General features: G+C 64.9%; 16 protein-coding genes. 6 read left to right on the forward strand and 10 right to left on the reverse strand.

Translation table 11 applies throughout. The annotated features are described in order from the left end of the window. Positions 1-58: 58 nt before the first annotated feature. From DOM54_RS05830 to DOM54_RS05855, 6 genes are all read right to left on the reverse strand, one after another. Positions 59-856, reverse strand: a complete 798-nt coding sequence (locus DOM54_RS05830) for an ABC transporter permease (RefSeq protein WP_110601960.1) — start codon at positions 854-856, stop codon at positions 59-61. Then, positions 853-1773 carry an ABC transporter permease gene (locus DOM54_RS05835; protein ID WP_110601961.1) on the reverse strand — a complete coding sequence of 307 codons (921 nt, stop codon included), beginning with the start codon at positions 1771-1773 and terminating at the stop codon, positions 853-855. The genes DOM54_RS05830 and DOM54_RS05835 overlap by 4 nt, the downstream gene beginning before the upstream one ends. Positions 1774-1784: 11 nt before the next feature. Beyond that, complete coding sequence (locus DOM54_RS05840; protein ID WP_110715446.1) at positions 1785-2915, reverse strand: ABC transporter ATP-binding protein; 1131 nt, start codon at positions 2913-2915, stop codon at positions 1785-1787. A gap of 29 nt (positions 2916-2944) precedes the next feature. After that, complete coding sequence (locus DOM54_RS05845) at positions 2945-4237, reverse strand: NAD(P)/FAD-dependent oxidoreductase (protein WP_110715447.1); 1293 nt, start codon at positions 4235-4237, stop codon at positions 2945-2947. A 553-nt stretch (positions 4238-4790) separates the two neighbouring features. Beyond that, complete coding sequence (locus DOM54_RS05850) at positions 4791-6101, reverse strand: APC family permease (RefSeq protein WP_240613790.1); 1311 nt, start codon at positions 6099-6101, stop codon at positions 4791-4793. 116 nt (positions 6102-6217) lie between these two features. Further along, a complete protein-coding gene (locus DOM54_RS05855; RefSeq protein ID WP_110715449.1) occupies positions 6218-7030 on the reverse strand; it encodes a carbon-nitrogen hydrolase family protein in 813 nt (270 codons plus the stop codon). A gap of 171 nt (positions 7031-7201) precedes the next feature. On the opposite strand from DOM54_RS05855, the gene DOM54_RS05860 reads away from it, so the two are divergent. Beyond that, positions 7202-8023, forward strand: a complete 822-nt coding sequence (locus DOM54_RS05860; RefSeq protein ID WP_206019026.1) for a response regulator transcription factor — start codon at positions 7202-7204, stop codon at positions 8021-8023. A 139-nt stretch (positions 8024-8162) separates the two neighbouring features. Here the strand turns inward: DOM54_RS05860 and DOM54_RS05865 are convergent, their stop codons facing one another. Then, positions 8163-9242 carry an aspartate carbamoyltransferase gene (locus tag DOM54_RS05865; RefSeq protein WP_276309669.1) on the reverse strand — a complete coding sequence of 360 codons (1080 nt, stop codon included), beginning with the start codon at positions 9240-9242 and terminating at the stop codon, positions 8163-8165. Positions 9243-9492: 250 nt separating this feature from the next. Between DOM54_RS05865 and DOM54_RS05870 the strand changes: the two genes are divergently transcribed. Next, on the forward strand, positions 9493-10347 hold the full coding sequence (locus tag DOM54_RS05870; RefSeq protein ID WP_110715452.1) for an SDR family oxidoreductase: 855 nt from the start codon (positions 9493-9495) through the stop codon (positions 10345-10347). 199 nt (positions 10348-10546) lie between these two features. On the opposite strand, the gene DOM54_RS05875 is transcribed toward DOM54_RS05870, so the two are convergent. Then, positions 10547-11425 (reverse strand): IclR family transcriptional regulator, encoded by an 879-nt coding sequence (locus tag DOM54_RS05875; RefSeq protein WP_110715453.1) that lies wholly within the window; start codon positions 11423-11425, stop codon positions 10547-10549. A gap of 70 nt (positions 11426-11495) precedes the next feature. Beyond that, a complete protein-coding gene (gene uraD, locus DOM54_RS05880; protein ID WP_110715454.1) occupies positions 11496-12035 on the reverse strand; it encodes a 2-oxo-4-hydroxy-4-carboxy-5-ureidoimidazoline decarboxylase in 540 nt (179 codons plus the stop codon). Positions 12036-12143: 108 nt separating this feature from the next. On the opposite strand from uraD, the gene uraH reads away from it, so the two are divergent. From uraH to DOM54_RS05895, 3 genes are all read left to right on the forward strand, one after another. Then, positions 12144-12506: a hydroxyisourate hydrolase gene (gene uraH / locus DOM54_RS05885; protein WP_110601976.1), complete on the forward strand. Its 363-nt coding sequence runs from the start codon at positions 12144-12146 to the stop codon at positions 12504-12506. A gap of 147 nt (positions 12507-12653) precedes the next feature. After that, a complete protein-coding gene (locus DOM54_RS05890; RefSeq protein WP_110715455.1) occupies positions 12654-14021 on the forward strand; it encodes an 8-oxoguanine deaminase in 1368 nt (455 codons plus the stop codon). A gap of 99 nt (positions 14022-14120) precedes the next feature. Then, positions 14121-14870 carry a GntR family transcriptional regulator gene (locus DOM54_RS05895; RefSeq protein WP_110715456.1) on the forward strand — a complete coding sequence of 250 codons (750 nt, stop codon included), beginning with the start codon at positions 14121-14123 and terminating at the stop codon, positions 14868-14870. Between the two features lie 18 nt (positions 14871-14888). Here DOM54_RS05895 and DOM54_RS05900 read toward each other — a convergent pair whose 3' ends face one another. Further along, positions 14889-15620: an aspartate/glutamate racemase family protein gene (locus DOM54_RS05900; protein ID WP_110715457.1), complete on the reverse strand. Its 732-nt coding sequence runs from the start codon at positions 15618-15620 to the stop codon at positions 14889-14891. 128 nt (positions 15621-15748) lie between these two features. Here DOM54_RS05900 and puuE point away from each other — a divergent pair, with 128 nt between their 5' ends. Further along, positions 15749-16672 (forward strand): allantoinase PuuE, encoded by a 924-nt coding sequence (gene puuE, locus DOM54_RS05905; RefSeq protein ID WP_110715458.1) that lies wholly within the window; start codon positions 15749-15751, stop codon positions 16670-16672. The last annotated feature ends 193 nt before the right edge of the window (positions 16673-16865 follow it).

The raw sequence follows: 16865 nt of genomic DNA on the forward strand, positions 1-16865 counted from the left end.
TGTTGTTCGACGGCTTTTCTTGACAATTTTCCGAGCGGGCCCGGCGCGGGGCTTCTCCTCAGACCTTGCGCTGGCGGTTGAATGCGAGACTGATCACGGCGGCCAGGGCCACCGCGCCGATCATCAATGTGGCAATGGCATTGATCTCCGGCGTGACGCCTTTCTTGATCGCGCTCCAGATGTAGATCGGCAGCGTGGCACTCTCCGGCCCGGCGGTGAAGAAGCTGATCACGAAATCGTCCACCGATAGCGTGAACGACAGGAAGAACGCGGAGATCAGCGCCGGCTTGATGGTCGGCAGCATGAAGTGAATGACCCGCTTCAACGGCGTGGCGTAGAGATCCTTGGCCGCTTCGAACAGGCTGGGGTCGAGCCCGACGAAGCGCGAGTAGACGATCAGCGCGACGAACGGGATCTGGAAGGTCACATGGGCGATGACCATGGTCCCAAGCCCCGGCTGCAGCAGTCCGGTCAGACGGTGAAACTGGACGAAGAACGCCATCTCGGAGATGCCGAAGACGATATCCGGCAACACGATCGGCAGGTAGATCAGCACGATCAGCCAACCGAGCTTGCGATGGCGGTGCCGGTACATGCCGTAGCCGATCAGGCAGCCGATGGCGAGCGCGATGACGGAGGAACAGGTCGCCAGAATCAACGTGTTACCAAATGCCGTGATGATCTGTTCGTTGCCCAGCAACTGGTGATACCAGCGCAGCGAGAACCCGGTCAATCGAGCGGCGCTGTTGGCGGCATTGAACGAGAACAGCACCACCACGGCAAGCGGCAGGTAGAGGAAGATCAGCGTCAGCCACCAAAACGCCGTCAGGCCGCGCTTGAGCGTGCGCTTTCTCATATCACCACCTCCTCGCCGCCGCCGAGACGCTTGCCGATGCGGCGCATCGCGAACAGACCGATGAAAGTCGCGATCAGCATCAGGATCGCGCCAGCGGCGCCCAGCGGCCAGTTCGAGCCGCCGGAGAACTGCGTCGCCACCAGGTTGCCGAGCATCATCGCCTTGCCGCCGCCGAGAAGCTCCGGAATCACGTACATGCCGAACGCGGGGATCGCCACCAGCACCACGCCCGCGAGCAGGCCCGGCAGTGTCTGCGGGAAGACGGCGTGCCAGAACGCCCGGACCGGCTTGGCGTAAAGATCCTGCGCCGCTTCGACCTGGGCGGTGTCGAGCTTCTCGAAGGCGGCGTAGAGCGGCAGTACCATGAACGGCAGGAAGTTGTAGACGAGACCCAGTGTCACCGCGAAGTTGGACGGATAGAGCCCCATGTTGGGCGAGATCAGGCCCATCATCTCGGCGAGGTTGGAGAGCGGCGTGCCCGGCGCCAGCAGATTCATCCAGCCGAAGGTGCGAATCACCTGATTGGTCCAGGACGGTACGACCACCAGCAGCAGCATGATCGGTCGCCACCGCGCCCGGCAGGTGGTGATGTAATAGGCGATGGGATAGGCGACCAGCACCACCAGGCCGGTGGCGACGACGGTCTGCCACAGCGAGCGCAGCAGCGTGTAGAGATTGCCCGGGCTCCAGCCCAGAAAGCCGACGCCCGCCAGCTGCTCGAACGAGCTCAGCGACAGCGGCAACTGCGGCAGTCCGTAGGGGCCGTTGGTCATGAACGCCACGGCCATCAGATAGAGACTCGGCAGCACCAGAAAGAGGATGATCCAGGCGGCGCCCGGGGTCACCGTAAAGAGCAGGTGGCGGGTTTCGCTGACCACCGCATGGCGCCGCGAGGCGGTCTGGGATGTCTGCAGCATGTCGCTTCTCCTCAGGCCGCGACGCGGACCAGGTCTTCCGGACAGATGCCGATGGTCACCCGGTCGCCGACGTCGTGTATGCGCTGGCCGAGATTGCCGGCCACCGCCGTCAGGGGGTGATCGTTGACGGTCAGCCGGTATTCGATGCGGCTGCCGCGATAGAGGCGCTCTTCCACCGTGCCCTCGAGCCGGTTGTAGTCCGCGGGAACGTCGCCGCCCAGCTCCAGGGTCTCGGGGCGGATCAGCAGCCATCCGTCAGGGGTGTCGCGTTGCTCGGCGGGATCCAGCTGCAGCCGTCCCAGCCCGGTGTCCACCCAGTTGCTTTCGCTGGCGGTGATGGCGAACAGGTTGTCGTGTCCCATGAATCGGGCGACGAAGGCGTTGGCCGGATGCTCGTAGATCTCGCTGGGGGTACCCACCTGCTGGATGATGCCACTGTCGAGCACCGCGATGCGATCCGACATCACCATGGCCTCGTCCTGGTCGTGGGTGACGAATACGAAGGTTACGCCCAGGCGCTTCTGCAGGCGTTGCAGTTCGACCTGCAACTGGCCGCGCAGGCCGGCATCCAGGGCCGACAGCGGTTCGTCCAGTAGCAGCACGTCGGGCTCGCAGACCAGCGCCCGGGCCAGGGCGATACGCTGCTTCTGGCCTCCCGACAGCTGGTCGACGCGGCGCTCGACCAGCGAGCCGAGCTTGATGAATTCGGCTACCTCCGCCACCTTGCGGTCGCGCTCGGCGGCCGGTTCGCCACGCATGCGCAGGCCGAACGCCAGGTTGTCGCGCACGGAAAGGTGCGGGAATAGCGCGTAGGACTGGAAGACCGTATTGACGCTGCGCCGATGCGGCGGCATGTCGATGACATCCTTCCCGCCGATCGTCAGTTGGCCGTCATCGGCCTCTTCCAGGCCGGCGAGAATGCGCAGCAAGGTCGTCTTGCCACACCCGGATGGCCCCAGCAGGGTGAAGAATTCACCGGCGTTGATATCCAGGTCGACGCCCGCCAGTGCAACGGAATCGCGCCCGAACTGCTTGCGTAACCCCTGCATCCTGATCGAGGAAGCACCGCGTTTGTCTCTCGACGCCGTATCTGTCACGTCCGCTCGATCGGTGGTTTTCACGGTGTTCGTCAAATCGGTCATTGGGCCGTCCTCGTCGTTCTTGCCGCTGGTCACAGCCGGTCGCGAAGCTTGTAGAAATGGGTCGCCAGTACCAGCAGGGGAGTCCGTAACCATCGGCCGCCCGGAAACGTCCGGTGGGGCATGGCGGCAAAGATGTCGAAGCGCTCACTTTGCCCGGCAATGGTCTCGCCCAGCAGTTGGCCGGCCAGCCCCGCCAACGCCATCCCGTGGCCGGAGTAGCCCTGGGCATAAAGGACATTGGGCGCCAGCCGGCCGAAGTCAGGTGCGCGATTCATCGTGATGGCCACGTCTCCTCCCCAGCGATATTCGATATCGATCTCTTTCAACACCGGGAACAGACGCCGTATCTTGGCGTCGGTGCGTGCCTCCAGACCTTGCGGTGGGCGGCCGTCGTAACTCACTTCCCCGCCGTAGATCAGGCGCCTGTCTCTCGACAGGCGATAATAGTCGAGTACGAAGTTGGCATCCGACAAGGCGTCGTTTTTCGGGAGAACCTGAGCGGCCTGTTGCTCGGTCATGGGGGCGGTGGCGATCATGTAGTTGGCCACTTTCATGATGCGTCCGCTCATGGCGGGCACCAGCCTATCGCCGTAGGCGTTGGTGGCGATCACGACGTGATCGGCAGTGACCCGGCCGCGCGCGGTCACGACGTTGGCCGGCTTGCCGTGCTGGATATCGACCACGGGGCTGAACTGATGAAGGATCGCTCCGGCCTGTTGAGCGGCTCGGGCCAGGCCGAGCGTGTAATTGAGTGGATGCAGGTGGCCCGCTTCGCGCTCCCAGAGCGCCGCCGGGTAGGCATCGGTGACGACATGTTCGCGCAGCGCGTCGCCTTCCCGCCACTCGAGCCCGTGATAGTCGAAATCGCGGGCCATGCGCTCCTGTGACTGCCTGAGTTCGACGACATGGCGAGGTTTGACCGCCGCGTGAAGGTAACCCCAGGACATCTCGCAGGGGATCTGGTGATGCTCGACGAGATGGGCAGTCAGGCTGACGGCTTCACGGCTCATTTCCCAGATATCACGGGCGGCCGATAGCCCCAAGGCCTTCTCGACGGTGTGTATGTCGGTGCCCAGGCCAGGCAGTATCTGCCCGCCGCTGCGTCCGGAGGCCCCATGGCCCACGGTCAGTGCTTCGAGCAGGATGACGCGATATCCCCGCTGAGCCAGGTGCAGCGCGGCGGAGCAACCGGTAACGCCTGCGCCTATCACGCACACATCGGCGCGGTGATCGCCCTCCAGCGGGAGCGCCGGCTCGAGCTCGACGGCGATGGAGTCCCGATACCAGGAGGAGGTTGTCGCCGACGACGAATAAACTGTCATAGGAAGTCCGTCTTGGGTTGCGCGCTGCGCTTGTAATTGTTGATTCTGTCATGTCTAAAGAGTGACGTGACCTACTCAGTGTGTCACTCGTTTCGTAGTTTATGTCAACTATTTAATAACACTATTTTTGGCCGGAAGAGATGAGGTCCGGTAGACGCCTCGCCACTTTTTGTTGGGTTTATTTCCATCGGAAAGGATAGGCGTAGCGCGTTCCTTCGCCTTTCAATGCTATTTTTCACGACCTGACAATTGAGGTCGGGGTCGGCCTGTACCGTCCGGCAGTCCTGGGTCGGCCCCGAGAGAGGCTGGGTAAGTAGTGGAATAATCGACAGCGGCGTTGAATCAGACAGCCGATGAAGGGCATCGGCCGCCTTGGATCGATCGGCCGGACTGTCGCTGGGTGCGCGCCACAGCGCCGTCAAACCAACGGATGACCCGGTTCCGGGTATCGATGGCGCGTCGTGAGCCCGCTTTTGGACTCTCTGCGTCGATGCCGTCAGTTTTCGGCACGGACCAGCGCACCTCGCGCAGGTCGCGTGTCATCTCCTCCACCTCAAGCGTCGATGTGCAGCTCCGGCGTCGGGCGGCGGAAGCCACGGGTCAGCCACGCCAGCCAGCCCAATCCTGCCAGTAGCCATATCGAACCAAGCATGATCGCTCTGTGGTCGAGGCTGAACAGCAGCCATACGATGGCAACGAGTCCGATCGCCGGGCAGACCAGAAAGCGCAGGGTATCGCCCGGGCCACGGCGGCGCTCCTTGAGATAGTAATGAAAGATCACCGCCAGGTTGACCAGGGCAAAGGCCAGGAAAGCGCCGAAGTTGATGAACGAGGCCGCTGACAGCACGTCCATCGTCAGCGCCAGCAGTGCCACCAGGGCGCTCAGCACCAGCCCTCCCAGTGGCGTCCCATAGCGACCCAGCGTCCCCAGCCAGCGCCGCGGCAGCACGTCGTCCCGTCCCATCGCGTAGATCAGTCGTGCGCCGCTGGCCTGCGCGGCGATGCCGGAGGCGAACTGGCCGACGACCAACCCGATCAGGAAGATCGACACAAACACGTCGCCGCCGATATTGCGCGCGATGGCATAGGCTGCGGCGTCCGGGTTGGCGAAGTCGAAGCCCGGTGCAGCGAGCTGGACGCAGTAAGAGACGACGACGAAGATCAGCCCGCCCAGTAGCGTGATCAGCAGGATTGCTCGCGGCAGCGTGCGTTGCGGATCCCGAGTCTCCTCCGTCAGCGTGGTGACGGCATCGAAGCCGAGAAACGAGTAGCAGGCGACGGCCGCACCGGCCATCAGTACCGGTAGCGATCCACCGTCGCTGCCGAGAAACGGCGCCAGGCTGAATAGCGGCTGCGTGGGGTCGCCGAGGATGTAATGCAGGCTGAGCCCGACGAAGGCCACCAGCACCAGCATCTGGATCAGCATCATGGCGCTGTTGACCAGGCTGGCCAGTTTCAGGCCGAGCACGTTGATCACCGTGGTGACCGCGATGAACGCCAACAGCCACAGCGCCGTCGGAATGCTCGGGAAGGCGGAGTTCAGATAGGCCGCCCCGATCAGCCAGATCACCATCGGCAGGAACAGGTAATCGAGCAGGATGGCCCAGCCGGCGAGAAAACCCAGGCGATCGTCGATGGCGTGACGAACGTAGGCATAGGCGGAGCCGGCGACGGGATAGGCAGCGGCCATGCGACCGTAGCTGTGGGCGGTGAACAGCATGGCCACCAGGGCGGCGAGGTAGGCGCCCGCCACCGCCCCCTGCGTGACCACCGCCAGTACCCCGAAGGTGCCGAGCACGATGATCGGGGTCATGTAGGCCAGGCCGAACAGCACCACCTGGGAGAGGGTAAGGGTCTTCTTCATTTCCGACATCATCGTTTCCTGTTGTGGTTATTTTGAGATTCGCGGTTATTTAGAGATACGCGGTCATTGCGACGCGTTGCCGCTGTGGCGCTGGCAGCAGGGCAGAGCAACGGCGCTCAGCCGAAATGCCAACTGCGGTGGGGGCCCTGGGTTTCGAGGTGACCCGCGAGGCTCAGGCGCCGGTCCCGGTGGTAGTCGTACTCCTGCCTGGCGCTGGACAGGCGTGCCGGATCCAGCTGCAGCGGCTGGATCGTTTCCTCGCGACCGGCCCGGAACAGCAGCTCGCCGTCGGGGCCGACCAGTGCGCTTTCGCCGGCGAAGGTGAGTCCGGCGCCCTGGCCGACCCGATTGCTCATGGCCAGGAAGCACTGATTCTCTTGGGCTCTGGCCTGGGCGGCGCGGGCGTGTACGGGGCCGTAGGGGTCCATATTGCCGTTGGTCACCACCAGCAGATCGACCCCCATGGCGGCCAGCGCCCGCGCCGGTTCGGGAAATTCCAGGTCGTAGCAGATCAGCAGTCCGATGCATCGGCCGCGCCATTCGAGGCAGTGCAGCGCCTCGCCGGGCTCGACCAGGGTGCGTTCATCCGGCCATAGGTGAGTCTTGCGATAACGCAGGGCGATCCCGCTTTCGGGCGTGATCAGCACGGTGGTGTTGAATACGGCATCGCCATCCCGCTCCAGCAGGCCGATGGCGATCGCCATGTCGCGCTCGCGACTGGCGCCGATCAACGCCTGCAACTCCGGGCCGTCGAGCGTCAGGGCGCGGTCGAGCACATGCCCGGGTTCGGCAAAGCCGCTCAGGTGCGTTTCGGGAAAGACGATCAGCGCCGTGCCTTCGTCGGCGGCATGCACGATTTCCAGCGCTCTGGCGAGGTTGTGCGCGATGTCGCCTTCGCGGCTGGCGAGTTGTGCCAGAACAAGCTGCATGGAACACTCCGGGAGTTGTGATTGGAACGGGAGCCGATGATCTCCAGTATCCCCAATCCCGCGCCGCTGCCTATCCCGCGAGCGGGGTAACCCGATCGGGGGAAGGAGCAGCTCGCCGGTCGTGTTGAAGCGATGCGGCGTCAGGAAGGCGCAGCCTCAGAGAGAGAAACGATGACGCATCGACCCCGGCCGAGGACAAGTGCCGACGACATGACGCCGCTGGAGAGTCTGGAGTGGCATCGGGCCTTCGGGCAGTTGGCGGAAAACGTCGATCGTGCCGGCTTCTGGCTGGCATTGGTGCGGCGGTTGGCGGGGGAGGTGCATTTCGATACCTGGGTGGCACTGGTTTTCGACCGCCGGCAGCCGCCTCGTATTCTCGCCGAGAGCGACGAGGACGATGGCGCCGACGACGCGCTGTTTCAGGACTATCAGCGCGGCCTGTATCTACTCGATCCGTTCTACATCGATGCTTGCGAGCGCGATCGCTGCGGTCTGTTCACGCTGGCGGAAGTGGCGCCTCAGCACTTCACCCGCACCGAGTACTATCAGCGCTATTTTCGACGCAACATCGTCGCCGACGAAATTCACTTCAATCAGACGCTGGATACTCGCCGAACCCTTTGCCTGTCGCTGGGCTCGACCCGTTCCTTTTCCCGTCAGGCGTTGGGCAGTCTCGCGCTGATGCAGCCGTGGCTGCTGGCCCTGATGCGCTTGCGCATGCATTTCGAGCCGGAGGGCGATGGGGAGGCCGGGCCTCATCCCTGGCATCCGCTACCGGAACGAGCGCTGGAATTCGACTCCCGCTATGCACTGACCGAACGCGAGCGCGAAGTGAGCCAATTGATGCTGGGCGGCAGCTCGACCAAGGAGATCGCCCGGCGTCTGGCGATCTCCGTCGAAACGGTCCGCGCCCACAAGAAGCATCTCTACGCCAAGCTGGGGGTCAATTCCCAGTCGGAGCTGTTTTCGCTGTTCTGGCAGGCGCGCCGTTAGGCTTGCCTCGAAAGTGCTGCGCTCGTCCATGCGGCGTTGAAAATGAGCTCAAAGGACTCATTTACAACCCGTAAACGCCGCCTTCTCGCTCATTTTTGCCTGGCCATCGCTCGCCAACTTTTCAGGCGAAGCCTAAGCCCTAGAAGCTGGCGTCGTCGACACCGAAGCTCGGCGGCACGAACCAACCCACGTCGCGTAGATCCTTCTCGATCAGACCCTCCACCTGCAGCAGATGGGCGAAGATCGCCATGCGCATGGGAATGCCGTTGTCGGTCTGGCGGAAGATCGCCAGGCGCGGGTCGCCGTTGAGGTCGGTAGAGAGGTCGTTGGCGCCGGGGCGGCTGTCCCGGGGCAGCGGGTGCATGACGATGGTGGTTGGCGAGCAGCGGCGGTCGAGGAAGCCGCGATCGACGACAAAGTCCGAGGTCAGCTCGGCGAAACTGTCCGACATCTCCGCGGTGAAACGCTCGCGCTGGATTCGCGTGGCGTAGATGACGTCCACGTCGTCGAACGACTCGGCGAGGTTGGGTCGCGTCTCGATGCGATGCCCCCGCGACGCCACCAGATCGATCAGGTGCTGGGGCATCTCCAGCCCCGGCGGCGAGACCAGCGTGATGCGCAGCGGTTCGTAGAGCGACAGCAGCTTGATCAGCGAGTGCACCGTGCGGCCGTATTTCAGGTCGCCGGTCAGCAGCAGATGGGCGCCCGCCAACGGCTTGCCCAGCCGCGCGAACTCCTTGGTGATGGTGTAGACGTCCAGCAGCGCCTGGCTCGGATGCTCGCCGGGGCCGTCGCCGCCGTTGATCACCGGCACCTGGGTCGCCTCGGCGAACTCCGCCACCGAGCCCTGCTCGGGGTGGCGCATGACGATGGCGTCGACATAGCCGCCCATCACCCGGCTGGTGTCGTAGAGCGACTCGCCCTTGGCCATCGACGAGAAGGTGAAGCCGGTGGTGTCGCAGACGCTGCCGCCAAGCCGACAGAAGGCGGCATTGAAGCTGATCCGCGTGCGCGTGCTGGCCTCGAAGAACAGGTTGCCGAGCACCGCGCCTTCGAGCACGCGAGTCACCTTGCGCCGTTGGGCGATCGGTTCCATGCGCTCGGCGATGCGGATCAGGTGGTCGACGGCATCGCGGGAGAGCGAATCGACGGAGAGCAGGTGCGAAGGCATCGTGAGACCTCTTTGGCGGGCAAATGTGACAGCGCGTGCGGCGGCGATAGTGTAGCGCCGCTGGCGGCCGGCTTCACGCCCGGAGGGGCGCGATGCCGCGGCGTCGCCGAGAGGGGCGGCAAGACCGCCCCCTGACGATCGTGATGCGAGCTGTTAATTAACCTGGGTTAAATATCGATACCGCGGTTTGGAAGAAAACCGCCAGGCTTTCTATGCTGGGAGAGCGTCGCGGTGATTCACGGGAGGATGCCGCGACGGCCGGGTATATTTCATTCGACTCATTCGGGAGGGAGCCGGAATGTCCGAATCGCATTTTCCACCACAGCATCAGACCCATCAGCCGGGTAACGAGCACGAGATGCACCCCGAGCCGGAGTTCATTCGTGCCGATTACCGTGGCACCGACAAGCTCAAGGGCAAGGTGGCGCTCATCACCGGTGGCGACAGCGGCATCGGTCGTGCCGTCGCGGTCCATTACGCGCGCGAGGGCGCCGACTGCGCCGTGGTCTACCTCGATGAGGAGCGCGATGCGGAAGATACCCAGGCGCTGATCGAGGCCGAGGGTCGGCGTTGTCTGCTGTTCAAGGGCGACATCGCCGACTCCGGCTTCTGTCGCGACGTGGTCGAGCGCACCCGCCGGGAGCTGGGCGGTCTCAATATCCTGGTCAACAATGCCGCCGAGCAGCACGACTGGGACGACGTGACCAAGATCACCGACGAGCAGCTGCAGCGGACGTTTGCCACCAATATCTTCAGCCATTTCTACCTGGTGCGCGAGGCGGTGCCGCATCTGGGGGCCGGCGATACCATCATCGCCACGTCCTCCGTCAACGCCTTCAAGGGCAACGCCACTCTGATCGATTACTCAGCGACCAAAGGGGCGATCCAGGGATTCGTGCGTTCGCTGGCGCAATCGCTGGTGGATCGCGAGATTCGCGTCAATGCGGTGGCGCCGGGGCCGGTATGGGCGCCGCTGATTCCGGCCAGCTTCGACGACGAGAAGGTCGAGGGCTTCGGCGGGCAGGTGCCGATGAAGCGCGCCGGGCAGCCCAGCGAGATGGGGCCTGCCTACGTCTACCTGGCCAGCAAGGAGTCTTCCTACATGACCGGACAGACTATCCATCTGAATGGCGGGGTGATCCTGAATACCTGACGAAAAGTGCCTGCGCTCGCCCATACTGCGTTAAAAATCGGCTTAAGATACTCATTTACAAACACGTAGACCGGGGCGCCAGCCCGGTCCGTCTTCGCCGATTTTTGCCTTGCGACCCACAGGGATATGGGAAGTGCGTTGGCCCGTAGGGAACGGGCCTAGGGCTGACTATCGCTCGGCGACTTCTCGGACCATGAACCTACGCTGGCGGTTCAGTGGGGGTCTTGCCGCCGATCTTGGCGGTGATCTCGCGGGCGGTTTCCGCAACCAGCGCGGCGAGTTCGGGCAGGCGGGAGTCGTCGATCCGGGCCACCGGGCCGGAGACCGAGATCGCCGCCAGCGGCAGGCCGCTTTCGTCATGCAGGGTGGCCGCAACGCAATTCAGGCCGATGGCGTGCTCTTCGCGGTCGACGGCGTAACCCTGTCGGCGGATCTCGACCAGCTGGTCGCGAAGCGTCTCGACGTCGGTCAGCGTATTGGGCGTTTCGCCCTCCAGGGTGCGACCGGCGACGACCTGCTCGAACTCCCGGGGCGGCATCCACGCCAGCAGTGCCTTGCCGACACCGGAGGCGTGTAACGGCGCTCGCGAGCCGAGCCGGGTGATCATGCGCATCATCTGCTTCGATTCGCTCTGGGCCAGGTAGACCACCATGCCGTCATCGCGGATGCCGAGATTGGCGGTTTCGCCACTGGTGGCGGTGAGCTGGCGCAGGAAGGGGCGGGCGGTGGCGACGAAATCCCTCGCTTCGAGAAAACTGTTGCCGATACGGAAGGTCTTGACGTCGATCTTCCACAGCCCGCTCTCGACGTCCTGGGTGATGAAGCCTTGCTGGAACAGGGCCTGCAGCAGACGGTGAGTGGTCGAGGGGGCCAGGCCGACGTCCTCGGCGACATCGGAAAGGGCCAGTCCATCCGGGGTTGCCGCCAGCATTTCCAGGATGTTCAGGCCGCGGACCAGCGACTGACTGTGACCGCCGCTGCTCTTGCCGCCCGCGGGCCGGCCGACGGCCCTGCGTTTGGTTTCCGTCGCCCGATTTTGCTGCTGTTCAGTCGCCCGATGCCGCTCTTCGTCCGTCACCCGTCGCCGCTCTCGTGTCCGCTCATATCAGGCGCTCAGGATAACCGCTCGATCCCCTGGTGTCTGCGCGCTATCGGTTAAGACTTTCGGCCGCGCGCTGCTCCAGCCGCAATCGCGCGATCCGGTGGATCTGGGCGATGGCGGTCCGGCGTTCCTGCTCCCGGGTATGGTTCAGGCGGGTCTCGAAGGCGGCCAGGATCGCGTGGCGATCGAGTCCGCGCACGGCGATGACGAACGGGAAGTCGAACCGATCGCGGTAGGCCCGGTTGAGCTGCTCGAAACGGGCGAACTCCGCCGGCGTGCACTGGTCCAGGCCAGCGCCGGCCTGTTCCGAGCGGGAGTCGTCGGTCAGCTTGCCGCCAATCGCTGCCTTGCCGGCCAGATCGGGGTGGGCCCGGATCAGCGCCAGCTGGGCATTGGCCGAGGCGGCGTCGACCGGCTCGCGCAGCCGCTCGGCCAGTCCGGCGGGCGTGTCCTGGGCCGCCTCGAGCCCGAGCTCCCAGGCCTGCGCCGCGATCCACGGCGAGTGTTCGTAGATGTCGCCATAGCGGGCGATGAACGCGTCACGGTCGAGCTGGCTGGGGCGAGGCGAGAGCAGGGCGGCAGACATGGCGGCTCCGGTTGACCTTTGTATACAAAAACACTTGAATGAGGCTAGCGCGACACCGCCCGTCGATCCACCCTTTTCGACCATGACAACCGACTTCGCGAGGAAGCCATGAGCGACGCCCCCCAAGGTTATCTGACCACCCACGTGCTGGACACGGCGCGCGGTCGCCCTGCCAGCGATCTGCGCATCGAACTCTACCGGCTGGAGGGCGGCACCCGATTGCGGCTGGCCGATGTGAAGACCAATGCCGACGGTCGCTGCGACGCACCGCTGCTGGAAGGGGCGGATTTCATCGCCGGGGTCTACGAACTCCTTTTCCATGCCGGGGATTATCTCCGTGCCGACGAGGCGCCCGCGGGGCATTTTCTCGATCGTATCCCGCTGCAGTTCACGGTCGACGCGCCCAACGAGCACTACCACGTGCCGCTGCTGCTCTCTCCGTTCAGCTATTCGACCTACCGGGGCAGCTAGAAAAGCGCTGGGCTCGGCCGGGCGTCGTCAAAAGCGCTTCCGCCATGCTCATCGACCGCTTCGGCGACTCGACAATCGTTGTCTCGCCTGGCCATCGCTCGCCGCTTTTCTCGGTTAGCGAAGTTTTCATGTTCCCGGAGATCCATCGTGACAACGACACTGATCCGCAATGCCGAGCTGATCGCGACCTTCGACGATGCCGAGCGCGAGCTGCGCGATGCCAGCCTGCTCATCAGAGACGATCGCATCGTCGCGATCGGCTCGGCGCAGGAGGTCGCGGCCGCGCTCGAGGCGCCGGCAGACGAGGTCATCGATGCGCGCGGTCATGTCCTGCTGCCGGGACTGGTGAACACGCACCATCACTTCTATCAGACCCTGACGCGCAACCTGCCCGCCGGGCAGAACGCCGCGCTGTTCGACTGGCTGGTGACCCATTACCCGATCTGGGCGCGACTCGACCCCGAATCGCTGTTCGCCAGCAGCCAGGTCGCCGCGGCGGAGCTGCTGCTCTCCGGCTGCACCACGGCGGCGGATCACACTTATCTATGGCCCAATGGCGCCCGCATCGACGATCAGATCGCGGCGGTCTCCGAGCTCGGGCTGCGCTTTCATGCCTCGCGCGGCTCGATGTCGGTGGGCGAATCCCAGGGTGGGCTGCCGCCGGACAGCGTGGTCGAATCCGAACAGGCGATCCTCGACGATACCCAGCGCGCCATCGAGCGCTATCACGACGCCGCCGAGCGGGCGATGACCCGTATCGTGGTGGCGCCCTGCTCGCCGTTCTCGGTCTCCCGCGAGCTGATGGTCAACAGTGCCGAACTGGCCCGTCACTATGGCGTGCATTTGCACACCCACCTGGCCGAAACCCGCGACGAGGAAGCATACTGTCGCGAGCGCTTCGGCTGCACGCCGGTGGAGTACGCCGAGCAGGTCGGCTGGGTCGGCAGCGATGTCTGGTTCGCCCACATGGTGCATCCCCATGCCGACGAGATCGTGCGCCTCGGCGGCCACTGCTGCGGCGCGGCGCACTGTCCCAGTTCCAACATGCGTCTCGGTTCCGGCATCGCCCCGGTGATGGCGATGCACCAGGCCGGCATGCGGGTCGGCCTCGGCGTCGATGGCAGTGCCTCCAACGATGGCTCGCACCTGCTGGCGGAAGCACGCCAGGCGATGCTGCTGGGCCGGCTCCAGGGCGACATGGATGAATTCAGCGCGCGCCGGATGCTGTGGTTCGCCACTCGTGGCGGCGCTGCGGTGTTGGGCCGGGACGATATCGGCCAGCTCGCGGTGGGCAAGGCCGCCGATATCATCGGCTTTCGGCTGGACTCGCTGGCGCTGGCCGGTGGCGCGCTGCATGACCCGCTGGCATCGCTGGTGTTCTGCCAGCCGCCGACGGTCGATCTCTCCATCGTCAATGGCGTGCGCCGCGTCGAGAACGGCGTGCTGCTGGGACACGATCTCGAGACGATGGTGGCCAGACACAACGCCAGTGCCAGCCGGCTGGTCTCGGGCTGAGCATCCGTGCCCTTGCGGCTGTCATCTGGCGGCGGGCCGTATACAATCGATGACGAAGTCAATCATCGGTGCGGCCGGCGCTGGGTGGAGCGAACGACAATGGCAAAAAGCGCGAACGCAGCGAGCAGCACGAGCAAGCCTGCCGAGGCGAAGCGGGGTCGTGGGGCGGGCAAGGCGGGCGATGGCGCCGAGCGCCATGAAGCGATCTATCAGCAGATTCGCGAGGCGATCGTCGAGCACCGGCTCAAGCCGGGGGCACGGCTGCGCGAGGACGCGCTGGCGGAAGCGTTCGGGGTCAGCCGTACCGGCATCCGCAAGATCCTGCAGCGTCTTGCGCTTGAGCATCTGGTCACGCTGACACCACGGCGTGGCGCCAGCGTCAGCCGGCCGACCATCGAGGAGGCGCGGGATGTCTTCGCCGCGCGCCAACTGGTGGAGTGTCAACTGATGCCGTGGGTCGCACGGCGGCTGAAACCGGCGGATGCCAAGGCACTCCGGCAGTTGGCCGTCGACGAGCGCCAGGCCCTGCGCGCCGGCCAGCAGAGCCGGGCGATCCAGCTCTCCGCCCAGTTCCACCAACGCCTGGCCGAGCTCTCCGGCAACACGCCGCTGGCGGAGTTCGTCGCCCGGCTCTGCTCGCGCTCGTCACTGATCCTCGCCGTCTACGGCGCCTCCGGGCACCTGGGCTGCGAATCCCACGACCACGACGAGCTGGTCACGCTGCTGGAAGCCGGCAAGGAGGAGCGCGCGATCGCTTTCATGCAGCGCCACCTCAAGGCGATCGAGGCGTCGCTGTCGATCGAGGAGAGCGTGGACGAGGCACCGGACCTGAACGCGATCTTCGGCTGATGCCCAGCGCCGGTCCAGCTATCGGCCCCAGTCGGCGAAGCGCCCCGCGAACGGCTTGGGCCGGGGAAAGGCGAGATCGCCGTGCTTACTGGTCCCCAGCCCCAGCGAGACCAGCGACTCCGCCAGCTTGATCGCCGCGCTGACGCCTTCGATCACCGGCATCTGCAGGTCATGGGTGAGGCGCTCGGTGAGATCCGCCATGCCACCGCAGCCAAGCACGATGGCGCCGATGCCATCCTCGTCCCGGGCTCGTTGGCACTCTTCCAGTAGCGCCTGATAGGCATTGCCCGCCGGGTTCTCCAGCTCCAGCACCGGCAGGTCGGTGGCGCGTACCCGTCGGCAGTGCTCGCCGAAGCCATACTGGTCGAGCAGATGTTCGGCGATGATCGCGGTGCGCGAAAGCGTGGTCACCACCGAGAAGCGGGTGCTGATCAGCGTGGCCAGATGGAAACCGGCCTCGGCGATACCGATCACCGGCGCCCGGGTCAGTTCGCGCGCCGCGAGCAGCCCCGGATCGCCGAAACAGGCGATGACGTAGGCATCCATTGCCAGGGTTTCGCCGCGGCGAATCTCCTCCAGCACGCCGACGGCGCTGATCGCCTCGTCGAAGTGGCTCTCGATCGAGACCGGACCGCTCTCCGGCTGACTGACGTGGATCCGCGTGCTCTCCGCGGCCACCCGGTTGGCGCAGGCACCGATCTTGTCGGTCATGCTGGCGGTCGTGTTGGGGTTGATGACGTGGATCTGCATGGCATGGCACCTTGGCGACTCGAACGAATCGCGATACGGTTATTTTGTCCACAAAAATAACCGACTTTGAATACAATATCGATGAAGACCAGTCCAAAACCGGCATCTCGACCAAAAGGGCGTTGCGCATGATCTCCCCAGATTATCCCCGCGATCTGATCGGCTACGGCAGCAATCCGCCCCAGGCCAACTGGCCCGGCCAGGCCCGCGTGGCGGTGCAGTTCGTGCTCAACTACGAGGAGGGCGGCGAGAACAGCGTGCTGCACGGCGATGCCCATTCCGAGCAGTTCCTCTCCGAGATCGCCGGGGCCGAGGCCTATCCGGCGCGCCACCTGAGCATGGAGTCGATCTACGAGTACGGCTCCCGCGCCGGGGTGTGGCGGGTGCTGCGCGAGTTCGAGCGGCGCGGCCTGCCGCTGACGGTGTTTGGCGTGGCGATGGCGCTGGAGCGCAATCCGGAAGCCGCCCAGGCATTCCGCGAGCTGGGCCACGAGGTGGCCTGCCACGGCTATCGCTGGATCCACTACCAGAACGTGCCGGAGGCGGTGGAGCGGGCGCACCTGCAGCGCGCGCTGGCGATCTTCGAGTCGCTCTACGGCGAGCGCCCGCTGGGCTGGTACACCGGCCGTGACAGCCCCAATACCCGGCGGCTGCTGGTCGACGAGGGGGGCTTCCTCTACGACAGCGACTACTACGGCGACGATCTGCCGTTCTGGAGCGATGTCGACGACAGCCAGGGGCGCAGCCAGCGCCACCTGATCGTGCCCTACACCCTGGATAGCAACGACATGCGCTTCGCCTCGCCGACCGGATTCGATCACGGCGAGCCGTTCTTCCAGTATCTGCGCGACGCCTTCGACGTGCTCTACGCAGAGGGAGCAGAAACACCCAGGATGCTCTCGATCGGCCTGCACTGTCGGCTGATCGGTCGGCCCGGACGCTTCCGTGCACTGCAGCGCTTCCTCGATCATCTCGAGGCCCACGACCGGGTGTGGATAACCCGACGTGTGGATATCGCCCGCCACTGGGCCAGCCACCACCCGGCCTTGTAGCGGTTCGGTCTTGCCGGGTTCGCGTCGCGTGAAGCGAACCCGGCATCCACCACGCGTCTTCATGGTGCGTGGGGGTGATCCCGTGCCCCTGATTCGGTCAATTTCCACTCTGTCCGGCTTGTCGAAGCGATAAATCTGGGCCTCGAGTGTAGGCTAACTCCCTGAATCGATGGCAGTGCTACCGATTCTGGCG

It is taken from the genome of Salinicola acroporae, from assembly GCF_003206615.1.
Classification (GTDB): domain Bacteria; phylum Pseudomonadota; class Gammaproteobacteria; order Pseudomonadales; family Halomonadaceae; genus Salinicola; species Salinicola acroporae.

Coding starts and splice junctions, on each gene's coding strand:
- DOM54_RS05830 (WP_110601960.1), bottom strand. CDS start 856: ATGAGAAAGCGCACGCTCAAGCGCGGCCTGACGGCGTTTTGGTGGCTG.
- DOM54_RS05835 (WP_110601961.1), bottom strand. CDS start 1,773: ATGCTGCAGACATCCCAGACCGCCTCGCGGCGCCATGCGGTGGTCAGC.
- DOM54_RS05840 (WP_110715446.1), bottom strand. CDS start 2,915: ATGACCGATTTGACGAACACCGTGAAAACCACCGATCGAGCGGACGTG.
- DOM54_RS05845 (WP_110715447.1), bottom strand. CDS start 4,237: ATGACAGTTTATTCGTCGTCGGCGACAACCTCCTCCTGGTATCGGGAC.
- DOM54_RS05850 (WP_240613790.1), bottom strand. CDS start 6,101: ATGAAGAAGACCCTTACCCTCTCCCAGGTGGTGCTGTTCGGCCTGGCC.
- DOM54_RS05855 (WP_110715449.1), bottom strand. CDS start 7,030: ATGCAGCTTGTTCTGGCACAACTCGCCAGCCGCGAAGGCGACATCGCG.
- DOM54_RS05860 (WP_206019026.1), top strand. CDS start 7,202: ATGACGCATCGACCCCGGCCGAGGACAAGTGCCGACGACATGACGCCG.
- DOM54_RS05870 (WP_110715452.1), top strand. CDS start 9,493: ATGTCCGAATCGCATTTTCCACCACAGCATCAGACCCATCAGCCGGGT.
- uraD (WP_110715454.1), bottom strand. CDS start 12,035: ATGTCTGCCGCCCTGCTCTCGCCTCGCCCCAGCCAGCTCGACCGTGAC.
- uraH (WP_110601976.1), top strand. CDS start 12,144: ATGAGCGACGCCCCCCAAGGTTATCTGACCACCCACGTGCTGGACACG.
- DOM54_RS05895 (WP_110715456.1), top strand. CDS start 14,121: ATGGCAAAAAGCGCGAACGCAGCGAGCAGCACGAGCAAGCCTGCCGAG.
- DOM54_RS05900 (WP_110715457.1), bottom strand. CDS start 15,620: ATGCAGATCCACGTCATCAACCCCAACACGACCGCCAGCATGACCGAC.
- puuE (WP_110715458.1), top strand. CDS start 15,749: ATGATCTCCCCAGATTATCCCCGCGATCTGATCGGCTACGGCAGCAAT.